Raw genomic sequence first — 13,536 nt, 5'->3', positions numbered from 1 at the left:
TAGGCTCCACCCGTGTAAACATAGATGAAACTAAACCGCCTATGCCTCTCATTTTTGATGGCAAGGCGGTTTTTGATTTTGATAAGGAGTGCTCTTAAATGGGTAATACACTTCAGTCAGCCATTAAAGACAATCGCTCGCGTGGCAAGGTGGGCGACTTTCTGAAGGAGTGTATCAAGGACAACTCTACACTCTCTATAGTATCCGCTTACTTCACCATCTATGCCTATGACAAGTTGAAGGAGCACCTTCACAAGATTGACCATCTCAATTTTCTCTTTGGAGAGCCCAGCTTTGTTAAGAGTTTAGATCCTGATAGAACAGAGAAGAAGGCGTTCAAGTTAAAGGACGACAAGCTTGACCTCGGAAACCAGCTCCAGCAAAAGTGCCTGGCCAAGGAATGCTCTGACTGGATCAGTGATAAGGTTGATATCAGGTCCATCAAGCAGGCTAATTTGTTACACGGCAAAATGTACCACATTGATGACGATGGCCGAAAAAAAGCCCTGGTTGGCAGTTCTAACTTCACCGTCAGCGGACTTGGTTATGGGATTAACCCGAATATCGAACTGAATCTTGAAGTTGCCGATGACCGCGACCGAGATGAGCTTAAGCAGTGGTTTGATGAGATCTGGAATAACAAGGATCTTGTGGCGGATGTAAAGGGTGACGTTCTTAATTATCTGTCCCAGTTATATGACGATCACTCCCCGCAGTTCATCTATTACCTGACCCTTTTCAATCTCTTTCGTGACTATCTTGATGGGACTCGCGATATTGACGAATCCCTCCGCCGCGCTGCCCTTCCGGATACCCATATCTGGCAGAAGCTCTTCTCGTTTCAGAAAGACGGAGCCAAGGCCGCCATCAACAAGATTCTTGCCAATAACGGTTGTATCCTTGCTGATAGCGTCGGTCTCGGCAAAACCTTTACCGCCCTGGCGGTAATCAAGTTCTTTGAATTGAAAAACGAGCGTGTGCTGGTGCTCTGTCCCAAGAAGCTCCGCCGCAACTGGACTGTTTATCGCGCCAACAGCACACTTAACCCTTTTCTGGCGGATCGTTTCCGTTATGACGTGCTTTCCCATACCGACCTTTCCCGCGTAAAGGGAGAGGTAGAAGGTATTGACCTTCATGACTTGAACTGGGGCAATTATGATTTGGTGGTGATTGATGAATCACACAACTTCAGAAACAACAGTATTACACAGGATGGGAAAAGACGAACCCGTTACCAGCGCCTTATGGAAGACATCATATCTTCCGGAGTTCGCACCAAGGTATTGTTACTTTCTGCAACACCGGTTAACAACCAGTTATCCGACCTGCGCAACCAGATTTCTTTTATTGCCGGTGGTGATGTGGCACGGGATTCAAAACCGGACGCCGCATTTATGGATAAATTAGGCATTGAATCAATCCGTGAAACCAGCCGCAAAGCCCAGACCCATTTTACCCAATGGGCCAAAAAACCGATTGCGGAGAGGAAAACCCGAGATCTTCTGGCGGCACTAGGCGGAGACTTCTTCAAGATGCTGGATGGTCTCAGTATTGCCCGCTCCCGCAGCCAGATTGCCAGTTACTACAAGGACGAGATGAAGCGTCTCGGCGGTTTCCCTCGCCGCACAGCCCCGCGTTCGCTTCACCCCTCCATCGATCTTCAGCAGAAGTTTCTTTCCTTCGAGCAACTCGACCAGGAAATCAGCGCACTCAACCTCGCCTTATATCACCCGACTGCCAAGTTGCGGGACGATCTACCCGTTGAAGTGCGTGAACGATATCAGGACAAGATCCTTGGCGGGTTTACCCAGGAAGGGCGTGAAAAGATACTGGTTGCGATGATGAAGGTTAACTTCCTCAAGCGCCTGGAAAGTTCCATCGATTCCTTCCGGCTTACCCTGAAACGTACCATAGACAAAATAGACCAGCTGGAAGAACGCATTAATGCCTTTGAAAAGCATGTCGAGGACAATCCCGAGATTGACTACGACTTGCTAACCCCCGACCAATTTGAAGACCCTGATTTTGACACTGAAGAGTTCACTATCGGCGGTAAACGGCGCATTCACCTCGGACATCTGAAGCTCCCCGAGTGGTTGAAAGAGGTCCGGCAGGATCGTGTGCAGCTTCAGTTTCTTCTGGAAAAAACCAATGCGGTGAAGCCAGAGAGGGATGGTAAGCTAGCTGCTTTACGTGTGCTGATTGAAGAGAAAATCACTGAGCCGACAACAAACCTTGAAGGCAAACCGAACCGGAAGATACTCATATTCACAGCTTTTGCTGACACAGCCCGATACCTCTATGAACAGATTTCTCCCTGGGCGCGGCAAAGCCTGGGTATCCATACTGCCCTTGTGGTTGGTGACGGCGGCAACAAGACATCTTTGGGCAACATCGATTATGACGATATCCTGACTAACTTTTCGCCGTTGTCCAAGTCCCGTGTCGAGCAGCCCCGCTTTCCTCAGGATGAAGAGATTGACCTGCTTATTGCCACGGATTGTATCTCCGAAGGTCAGAACCTTCAGGATTGCGACAAGTTAGTCAACTACGATATCCACTGGAACCCGGTCAGGATCATTCAGCGTTTTGGTCGAATAGACCGGATAGGTTCAAGAAACAGCGAAGTCCGGCTGGTTAACTTTTGGCCAGTTGCCGACCTTGATCGCTACCTCAACGTCAAGCATCGCGTGGAAGCCCGAATGGCGCTGGTGGATATATCCGCCACCCAGACCGACAATTTGCTCGATCCTGGCCAACTTGAGGAGCTCATCAAGGAAGACCTCCTGTTCCGAGACCGGCAACTCAAGCGATTGAAGAATGAAATTCTGGACCTAGAGGACTTTGACGACAGTGTCTCACTGACCGACTTTTCTCTGGACGAATTTCGCCTTGATCTGTTGCAGTATATCGAGTCCCGCAAGGCAGAGCTGCAAGAGGCCGACACGGGATTGTATGCCGTGGTGGCGCCCAAACCGGATATTCCGGCCTGCAAACCCGGTGTCATCTTCTGCTTGCGACACAATGCGGCAACTTTAGCAGCATCGACCCAACGCCCGACAGATTCGGGTAACATCAACCCGTTGTCACCCCATTACCTTGTCTACGTCCATGACGATGGCACGGTGCGTTATTCTTTCGCCCAACCGAAGGAGTCGCTCCTGCTCCTGCGCAGTGTTGCCGCTGGGGAAGAGAGCGCCATAGGGAAGTTGTGCGAACAGTTCAATGCCGGCACCTGCGAAGGCTCGGACATGAGTCATTACGACGTCCTGATCCAGAAAGCCCTTGCTTCAATCCAGCATACTTTCCAGCGTCGCGCTGCAGTAGCCTTGCTCTCTAGTCGTGGCGGCATGTTGCCGACAGCTGCAGAAACACCAGCAGCTGATACTGGTGAATTTGAACTGATTACCTGGCTGGTTATCATGTAGCCGCAATAGAGGAAGAGATAGATGCCACCGTCAACAGCAATTGAGTTAAAAGAACAGATCCAGACGGCACTTGCCGCCTTTGCTGCAGAGCCCCTGCCGCAAGCTGCTCGCACATTGTTCGACACCCTGGGTTACAACAGCCAGCGTGACGAGCGGGTGCTGAAGATCGCCACCCCTGCGGATTTTATCGGCTGGGTGAAGAGCGCGAATCCTACACATCCTCTGACGGAAAAAGACCATCAGGAACTGACAAACGGGTGCAAAAGCTTGCACTTTCTTTACCAGCTCACGGATATGGAAGTAGGTTCAGCGCTTGGCCTTAGTCAGGGTGATCTTTTCGATTCAAGTACGGCAGTTGACGGGGCACGCATCGAAAGTTACTTGGTTTTCGTTGTTGAACTTTCCGACAGCACGCCTCGAACCCGCACCTCCCTTTCCCGGCTTGTCAGGCTGATTAACAAGCCGCTTCCCATGCCGGCCTTGGTTCTGTTCCGCCATGGCGACACCCTGACCCTTGGGGTTATCAATCGGCGTCTGCACAAGAAAGCGTCGGATCGTGATGTGCTGGAAAAAATAACTCTCATCAAAGACATTTTCTTTGCCGATCCGCTCCGGGCGCATGTCGAGATTCTTACTGACCTGTCTCTCGGTACACTCCACGACGAATACCGCTTCCACAACTTTGTCGGTTTGCATCAGGCATGGGAAAAACGGCTGGGTAGCTATGCCCTAAACGAGCGTTTCTATCGAGAGGTTGCCAACTGGTATTTCTGGGCACTCAATCATGATGAGGTTGTCTTGCCTCGCAGCATTGAGGAAATTGCGGATATGAAAGAGCGGGACAAACAAAGGTCCATTTTCTTCATCCGCCTTCTGACCCGCCTTATCTTCTGTTGGTTTCTGCAGGAGAAACGGCTTATCCCTCGGGATATGTTCCGCCACCGCACGGCAAAAGAACTTCTCAAGGATTTTTCCCCCAAAGCCGGTTCCTACTACTGCGTGTTCCTGCAAAATCTCTTTTTCGCTACCCTGAATCAGGAACAAGATAAACGTGACTGGCGCAAGAAGTATCAGGGCACACGAGATGGCAATCGTGGCGTTACCAATTTGTGGCGGTATCAGGACCTGGTCAACGACTTCAGCCGTATCGAATTGCTATTGCGTGATCATATCCCCTTTGTCAATGGCGGGCTGTTCGAATGCCTTGACGACCAGTTCAGCGATCCGATGGTGTTTCTTGATGGTTTTTCCGAACGCAAGGATAACTGCATCAGCTTGCCGAATGAACTCTTTTTCGGCGAAGAGCGCGAGGTTGACCTAAGCACGGTCTATGACGACAATCGCCGCAGGCGGGAGAAAGTTCGCGGTCTTATCGAAATCCTAAGCCGCTACAAATTTACCGTCGAGGAGAACACTCCCCTGGAAGAGGAGATTGCTCTCGATCCGGAATTGTTGGGCAAAGTTTTCGAAAACCTTCTCGCTTCGTACAATGAAGACACCAGGAGCACCGCCCGGAAAGCTCTCGGTGCTTTCTATACACCGCGTGAAATCGTCAGTTACATGGTTGACGACTCACTGTCAGCCTATCTTGAAACCCAACTTGTTAACGGCATGTCGGCAAATAATCGCCGAACAGCTACCGAATATCGCGAGATTTTAAAGAAGCTTTTCACCTCCCAGCCTGAGCATTTCCACAATCCTTTCACTCCTGCCGAAACCGCTTTCCTTATTGCCGCCATTGGGCGCGTCAAGATCCTTGATCCTGCCTGTGGTTCCGGTGCCTTCCCCATGGGTGCGCTTCATCGGCTAGTTGATCTGTTGCAGAAGCTCGATCCCAACAACGAAAGTTGGAAGCGCGACCGGCTGTCCGAAGCCGAACGGTATTGCGATATCCTGCGTGAGGCCGCAGCCCAGCGGGAAGAGGTGGAACAGTGCGAAGCCCGCATCGAAGATATCCGCCACTCTTTCGATACCCGGTTCCATGCACTCGACTTCGCCCGGAAACTCTACCTTATCGAAAACTGCATTTATGGAGTCGATATACAGCCCATTGCAGTACAGATTGCCAAGCTCCGTTTCTTTATTGCCCTTATCGTCGATCAGCATGTAAATCAGCAGGCACCCAATATGGGAGTGCGTCCCCTACCCAACCTGGAGACCAAAATCGTTGCTGCTGATTCGCTCATTTCAATAGACAAGCCCGGTAGCCAGATGGAGCTTTTCGAAAGCGAGATACGTCCCCTCCGGCAGCAACTTGAAATGATCCGGCACGACCATTTTAATGCCCGTACCCCGGCCCGCAAAGCCAGATGCCGGGAGCGCGACGCCCAACTACGGGCCGATATCGCACGGCTTCTTCAACAATCCGGCTGGGACCCAACCACTGCCCGCATGCTTGCCGCCTGGAATCCATACGACCAGAACCACCCTGCGCCGTTCTTCGATTCTGAATGGATGTTTGGTCTCCCTATAGGGAAAGTAAAGGTAGATGGCGGATCTCCGGCCACACTCCTTGGTAAGCTAGCGCTTATCAATGAAACTTCGGGGCAGATGGAGCTGACGCCGTCAAGCTACATTGAGAGTGGGTTCGATGTTCTTATCGGCAATCCGCCCTATGTTCGATTACAGACGTTAAAACAGCAGGACCCGAAGCTTGTCGAGTATTACAAGGCACATTATGACTCAGCCAAAAAGGGGAATTACGATCTTTATGTAGTTTTCGTCGAAGCGGGATTGTATTTCCTGAAACCTTCCGGACACCTTGCCTATATTCTTCCGCATAAGTTTTTTAATGCGCAGTATGGCGAACAGTTACGCGCCCTTATCGCTAAAGGTCGCTATCTGCGACACATTGTTCATTTTGGCGATCAACAGGTCTTTCCCGGTGCAACAAATTATGTCTGCCTCTTATTCCTTGATAAATCAGGGGCGGAGACATGTCTTTTCGTTCGCTCTGATAATTATGAGGAGTGGTTGCGCACCTTTCAAGGAACTGAAGGATCATTTCCTGCTGGGTCTATCAGTCCGGCAGAGTGGAACTTTACGGTTGGGCAAGGGGCAAACGTTTTTGAGCGTCTTCAATCGATGCCGCAGAAGCTTTCTGATGTGGCTGACATTTTTGTTGGACTTCAAACAAGTGCCGATGACGTTTTTATATTTGATCTAATTGGATGCGAAAATGGGAAGTCTCGATTTAAATCAAAAGCTCTTGGTCAAGAAGTAATTTTGGAAGACGATTTAGTTTTTCCTCTAGTTAGCGGGACGGATGTAGGAAGTTATGCCCCATTGCCAAGTAGGCAATACATTCTCTTTCCTTATGCTGTTGGAGAAAAAGTATCCATAATCCCTTTAGCCAATCTTAGAAAGAAATTTCCATTTACTGCAGAGTACTTGGAGAAAAATCGAGCCAGATTGGAAGACCGCGAAGATGGTCGGTTACGTGATAATGATTGGCACGGTTACATCTATCTAAAGAATATGAACCGCCAGTCAGTGCCTAAAATCTGTGTCCCCAGACTTGTGGACCATCTTCATGCTGGGGCTGACCTGTTAGGCAACCATTTCCTAGACAATGTTGACGTTGGTGGCGTCACTTGGAAACCGCAATTTGCCAGTCGATCTTTACAATATCTTCAGGCACTTCTTAATTCTTCAGTATTACGTTGGTTCTTTCCCCATGTAAGCGCTCCATTCAGAGGAGGTTTCCGTTCTGCTAACCGGCAGTTCTTGTCTCAGCTGCCAATAGCAAGCGCAAGTACCGAGCAGGAAGGATTAATTACTCGGCTTGTAGACTACCTCCTCTGGCTAAATAAAACTTTTACAAACTGTCCTGACAAGAAGACCGCGCGCGAATCTTTGATGCTGGGTTATTTCGAGCAAATACTTAATGGGCTGGTGTACGAGCTTTACTTCCCTGAGGAACTACACTCCAGCAAACTTCATATCTTCGACCTCGTAGCCCAGGCTAATTTCCCGAAACTGGATACCCTGCCTGAATCCGAGCGCCTTGATCGACTCCGCAAGTTATTCGAGACGATTTACCATACCGATCACCCCTTGCGGGGGGCGCTATTTAACCTTGGGTCTCTGGAGATTGTGCGGATCATCGAGGGGCAGGAATGAAAATTTCCAAAATTGAACTAAAAGACTTTCGTGGGTTTCCTGCGCCGGAAGTATTCGATTTGGCTGGCGGGAAAAACCTGCTTCTCTATGGCGAAAACGGTAGTGGCAAATCGTCCCTTTATAAGGCTCTGGTAGAGTTCTTAAACCTTGATCCAAAAGCACAGCCGTTTCATAAGCACCGCAACATATTCTCTGCAGGCCCGGATAAATCTTGCATAGATGGTCATGTATCATTGGAGCTTTCAGACGGTACACTGCATGTGTGGCATTGCCTTGGATCTCGGCCACATGGAGACCGAACATTACCCCAGGCTACCCGAGAACGTTGGGTAGATACAGCGCGTCGTGCTTCTTTGCTTGAGTACCGCTCGCTGCTTCAAACAAACTTCAACGTGGCTGATGTCAGAGAAAAATTGTTTGAACTGGCTGTAACCACGCTCCTAGCTAATGTTCCCATTGTCGGGACTGGCGGAAGGGTAAGATCGCTATCACAACTCTGGGCTGATTTTCGCGGGAGTAAGCCCAAAAGACGTACCCGTAATCAACTTCGACAATTGGCCGCAGCAGAAAAGGAGTTTAACGATGGATTTAGCGGAATATTGCCAGATGTACAGAGAGCTGTAACGGAAATACTTAGATATTTCACTGGGGCTGGGCTGGAAATTCGTCTGGATGTTCCAACTGTTCACTATGATTGTACTCCGCATTATTCCAGAGATTGGGGTTTTAAAAATAAGTTTCTTGATTTTGAGGTAGAACTAAACGGTGTTCAGATTCCGGACTGGAATACCTTCCTTAACGAGGCTAGGCTTTCAGCGTTAGCAATATCTCTTTATCTTGCCGGTGCAATCCTCAGCAATCCTCGGCCACCTGCAAGCGTAGCTACTCCCACAAAACTGCTTGTCCTTGATGATGTGCTTATCGGACTGGATCTTTCAAACCGCTTGCCGGTTCTCAGGATTCTCGAAGAAAGGTTTGCAGACTACCAGGTGATTTTGCTGACGCATGATCACGTCTGGTTTGAAATGGCCCAACTCGCGTTGATGAATCCGACTCAGTGGACAGTTTATGAGATGCATAGACAGAAGGTAAAAGAAGGGACTTTCGTTTTTGACGCCCCGGTGCTCAAACCCCAAACCGAAAAATTAGCTGAACACTTTTTGTTGCTGGCAGAAGAACATCTTAACGTCAAGCATGATTTGAGAACTGCAGCTCTTCATGCTCGCGCAGCGTTTGAAGTGAAGCTCAAATCGTATTGTAGTAAACGTAAGATTCAAGTGCCCTACGATCTTGAGGGCCGTCATTTGAATACCGACCATTTTCTGCTAGGGATCGAGCGTCGCCTCCTGTGGGACGGGAAAATGCCCAAGTCGCTCTTTACTCTGCAGCGCATCAAGCTCTTCCGCTCAGGAGTCCTTAACCCTCTTGCACACTTCCACCCTGTTACTCTAGCACCCGGCGAGGTCGATGCTGCTATTCAGGCAGTAAAAAAGCTGGATTTTGCGGATGGGACTACCAACTTTGCAAAAAACACATTTGACCTCCTGCAAAAGCCGACTCCAACAAGCGAAGAGCTCCTGGATGCAGCATGTTGGCTCCGTACAACATTCGAGGTTGATCTTCGGGGCCTGCTGAAAAGATATGACGGCAAGGTAACTTTCAGGGATGACTGGACAAAGTTTACCCTTGCCGAGCTGTGGGAGAGTGCTAAAGAGGCAATGAACCGTGTCAACGCAGCTGTAGCCGCACCCTTGATTGCAGACATTGAAGCCCAACGTTCAATCTTTCTTGATGACTGGAACTATGCCTTGGTGAACACTTTTGACAAGCCTACTCTGGATGCTGCATGGAACGTGTTACGGACCCCACCCCCAGAGACTGTCCAAACTCGTCTGGCGGCGTTCACTTGAAAGGGAGAATTGCTAATGCCTGAGTTGGAGAACCGTTTCGAACTTGCCATGTATGAGATTTACAGGAGGGCAAAAGAAGAATGTGGCTATGACGCTAAACGCTTCCTGATCATGCTCAAGAGCAAGGGCGGAGTAGCAACGGCGAAGGAGTTACTGCATAACGACAAGTCCTACGAAGGGCTGATCCATCTCATCATGTGCAACTGCAAGCACCTCACCGTCGAAGCCCATGTGCTGCTTCCTGAATACTCGGAGCTCTTCACCGAAGAGGAAAAACGGATTGCCAAAAGTCGAATTCAATAATATCCGTAAGGAGTTATGAACATGAATCTTGACGCAGAGACTGCAAATAAGATCTGGGATGAGTTTCTGAGCACATGGCCACTTGAACGCGTGAAGGTGATGTCTCTTGCCGAATACACCAACGTTGGCAACAAAGACACTTTCATCTACTGGATAGAAAAGCGTCTTGATCAGATGGGCAGCATCTGGGGTGGCTCTTCCTTCAAATTCGGAGTGTACGAACGAGGCAGTAGTGAAGTAAAAGAAAGCGGACGGGGGCGCTCGTACGATTCAAAATACGCTTGGTACTCTAAGTACGGGGAAACGGCTGAAAAAGCTTTTGAGCATGTGCGAAGTCTTATCGTCACAATTATCGAAGCGGCACAACGGGGCGACCTGGCGGCAATTGACGGAGTTGATCTGGGTGATGCCTATAAGTGGAAAATTGCCTTCCATTACCAGGACAGAAACAATCCAAAAATTGTTAATGTCTTTTTAAATGAGCCCTTGGTTTATTATCTGAAAGATGCCACAGCCGCTGATAAGCCTTTCAGCTATGTATATTCGCAACTACTTGCAAAAAAGCCTGAAGGACAGGCTATCCTGCGTTACGGGGATGATATATGGGATCACTGGATCAAACGGCTTAGAGTCTGGAAAATCTCGCATGGTGATAATGAATTCAGCCAAGAAGAACGAGTTGAACTCTTACATAAAAAACTGGTTGTAGTGCATTCAGACACAGCAAAAGGGCAAGGTGATGCTTTTTATAAAAAAATGCTTGAAAATGATATCTTTTATCTTTGTCATGGGAATTATATCCAACTTCTTGGAAAGATAAAATCAAAAGCTGAACAATCTGCTAAAGATGAGGGATGGCTACAACGAGAGTATTCTATTATCAAGACATCTGATGGGGATAAGTCATATAGCGATGTTCAGAAAGGATGGACTCCAAATTATCGATCAACCTGTAAGCTTGTCCCATATGATGAATTAGAGTTATTTGAAAATAAAATTCTTAAACCCTATTTCAATCTAACTCTTTCAGAGCTTGCAGGAAATGAAGGAGAAGAGCCAGTGGGGAAGATTTCTGAAAGCGATGAGACTTATATCCCCGTAAAACCATCTAAAATGAATACAATAGCTGAAAATCTCATTTTATACGGCCCCCCAGGAACCGGCAAGACCTACCACCTCACCCAATACTTCAAAGACTATACGACCAACAGTGCAGGGGAAACCGAAGAAAGCTATCTAGCTCGACTGGTGGCAGATAAGCCATGGTGGCAAGTTGTCGGTGCTGCAGTATTAGCTATGGGGCCGACGAGAGTCCCTGATCTGCTGCCTCATCCTCTTGTACAGGCAAAGTTGGCGCAAACGAATATTCAGAGCCCGAATGCCCGGCTGTGGGCGACCTTGCAAAGCCATACAGTTCAAGCCTGCCCACATGTAAATTATCAAAAGAAGCTTGATCCACCCTTCTTTTGGAAAGATGCTGATTCGACCTGGTCAGTAAAAGATGAACTCCTTCAGGACCTAGCGCCTGAAATTGTGGAACTCAAGAATAATTCCGAGAAAATTCCTACAACTGAGACCATCAAGCGATACGAGTTTGTCACTTTTCATCAGTCGTACGGCTATGAAGAGTTTGTCGAAGGGATACGTCCGATCATGGAAGACACTGGAGAGGGGGATGTGCAATACCGCATTGAGCCTGGGATATTCAAAAAAATCTGTCAGCGTGCGGAAAAGGACCCTTCAAACGAGTATGCCATCTTTATCGACGAGATAAACCGGGGGAACATCAGCAAAATTTTCGGTGAGCTAATCACCCTGATCGAGCCTGACAAGCGTGTCAGGACAGACGGCACGGGAATGCGGGCACGTATGCCGTATTCGAAAGAAGAATTCGGTGTCCCCGCCAACCTCTCCATCATCGGCACGATGAATACTGCCGATCGCTCAATTGCCTTTATCGACATCGCCCTACGGCGTCGCTTCCAGTTCAGGGAGATGATGCCGGACTTGGACTTGATTGAGAGAAAAATTGGCTCCATCGATGGTGTCAATGTAAAGGCGCTCCTGGATAAGATCAATCGCCGCATCGAATTCCTCTATGATCGCGACCATATGATTGGCCATTCTTTTTTCCTGAATTGCACGACACTCGAGGGTCTCAGGGATGTTTTCCTGCAGAACATCATTCCACTGCTTCAGGAATATTTCTATGGCGACTGGGAAAAGATTTGCCTGGTACTGGGTTGCGGCACCAACGGCAACGGCGGGGTAACCAAAAACCAGTATCCAGCGATCAAGGCTGAAGGTCTCTTGGAAAAGGATATCCTTGGATTCGACCATCTCGATTACGACGATTGCTGCCGTTACGACGTGAATCCTGAATTCAGCAAAGCCACGGGTGAAAAGTTGAAGTATTACCTCACGGCCATATACCAGCCACATGCTGTCAAGAGTGCGGATAGTCAGGAAGGGTAGATGCAGTATCTCAAGGTCACCGAATACGAGCGTATCCCACGCACGGAGCAGAATAGGAAGCTTCTTTCTCGGATCCAAGGTTTTGACGAGACCTGGTGTGGTTCGGGGAGAGAGCCTATTTTTGACTGGTATGACCGAAGGTTTGTTCGGGCTCGGAATTACGTCGGTGTCATTGCAGTTCCGGGTGGGAGTATCGAGATCCTCCCGAAAATTGACAAGTCTGACGAACCCGGGAAGATGCGGGCGCAGCATAACCTGCTGTACATGCTCTCCATGACCCGCAAGATCGTCGGCGAGGATCGGGACCTTGCCACCATCGGCACCCAGAAGATGCCACTTCTCGAACAGCTTATCGTGCTTTTTGCGGCGCGTACGTTGTCCGAGCTGAAACGCGGGATCGACCACACCTACGTGACCCAGGAGGAAAATCTCCGTTGCCTGAAGGGAAAGCTTTTGCTCAGGCAGCATGCCGCGATGAACGCACTGCATAGGGAACGGCTCTATTGCCGGTACGATGATTTCATTTCCGATACCCCGATCAACAGGATTTTAAAGGCGGCAAGCCGCCGGCTCCTGTTCATTTCCAAGGCTGCATCTGCACAAAAGAAGTTGCGTGAAATCCTTTTCCTGCTTGACGAGGTAACGGATCTGGAGGTCGCCGAACACCACTTTGCCGATGTTCACTACAACCGGAACACGGAGCGTTTCCAGCCGCTCGTAAATTTCTCGCTGCTGGTGCTCAAAGGGATGAGTCCGACATGGACTATGGGAAAAGAAAACTCATTTTCTCTCCTCTTCCCCATGGAGCAACTTTTTGAGGAGTTCATCGCTCGCTATATCCATCGCTATGCGGATCAACTCGGGTTATCGCGTGAATGTATCCATGCCCAAGCTATTGGTCGGAGGGAATGGCTGCTCAAGAGAGAGAGTGATTCCTGTGGTTCATACCGTTTAAAGCCGGACCTTATTATCGAGTCGTTGCCTGGTAAATCATGCTTGATTCTCGACACCAAATGGAAGCACCTGCTCTCCGATGCCGAGGATGCGAAGAACGGAGTATCACAAGCTGACATTTATCAGCTCTATGCCTATGCCCACAGGTACGAATGTCCAGACAATATCCTCCTGTTCCCTTATGTTGATGGTGTTTCGCGAAAGTCTTACGTCATCCAAGGAAACTACTGCAACCACAGGATCAGAGTGGAATTTGTAAAGCTGAATCGAGACCTGAGAACAGACGGGCCGGCATTCCGTGATGAGATAGGAAAAGTTTTGAAAGCCGATAAGGTAGCTTAAAC

At 48.9% G+C, this 13,536-nt stretch carries 6 protein-coding genes; all 6 read left to right on the top strand.

Features of this window, described 5'->3' with window-relative positions:
• The first annotated feature begins 98 nt into the window (after positions 1 to 98).
• Genes KI810_RS00625 through KI810_RS00600 form a run of 6 tightly spaced genes read left to right on the top strand, consistent with a single transcriptional unit; the run spans position 99 to position 13,534 of the window.
• Positions 99 to 3,428 (top strand): helicase-related protein, encoded by a 3,330-nt coding sequence (locus KI810_RS00625; protein WP_214173556.1) that lies wholly within the window; start codon positions 99 to 101, stop codon positions 3,426 to 3,428.
• A gap of 21 nt (positions 3,429 to 3,449) precedes the next feature.
• The gene (locus tag KI810_RS00620; protein ID WP_214173555.1) at positions 3,450 to 7,550 is read left to right on the top strand and encodes an Eco57I restriction-modification methylase domain-containing protein; all 4,101 of its coding nucleotides are present in this window, start codon (positions 3,450 to 3,452) and stop codon (positions 7,548 to 7,550) included.
• The gene (locus tag KI810_RS00615; protein WP_214173554.1) at positions 7,547 to 9,460 is read left to right on the top strand and encodes an AAA family ATPase; all 1,914 of its coding nucleotides are present in this window, start codon (positions 7,547 to 7,549) and stop codon (positions 9,458 to 9,460) included. The genes KI810_RS00620 and KI810_RS00615 overlap by 4 nt, the downstream gene beginning before the upstream one ends.
• A gap of 15 nt (positions 9,461 to 9,475) precedes the next feature.
• Complete coding sequence (locus KI810_RS00610; protein ID WP_214173553.1) at positions 9,476 to 9,763, top strand: hypothetical protein; 288 nt, start codon at positions 9,476 to 9,478, stop codon at positions 9,761 to 9,763.
• Between the two features lie 21 nt (positions 9,764 to 9,784).
• Positions 9,785 to 12,238 carry an McrB family protein gene (locus KI810_RS00605; protein ID WP_214173552.1) on the top strand — a complete coding sequence of 818 codons (2,454 nt, stop codon included), beginning with the start codon at positions 9,785 to 9,787 and terminating at the stop codon, positions 12,236 to 12,238.
• A complete protein-coding gene (locus KI810_RS00600; protein ID WP_214173551.1) occupies positions 12,239 to 13,534 on the top strand; it encodes an McrC family protein in 1,296 nt (431 codons plus the stop codon).
• Positions 13,535 to 13,536 lie beyond the last annotated feature (2 nt).

The sequence above is a fragment of the Geomobilimonas luticola genome (assembly GCF_018476905.1).
Classification (GTDB): domain Bacteria; phylum Desulfobacterota; class Desulfuromonadia; order Geobacterales; family Geobacteraceae; genus Geomobilimonas; species Geomobilimonas luticola.
The sequence above is the reverse complement of the archived record's forward strand: the minus strand, read 5'-3'. Positions and strand labels throughout refer to the sequence as shown.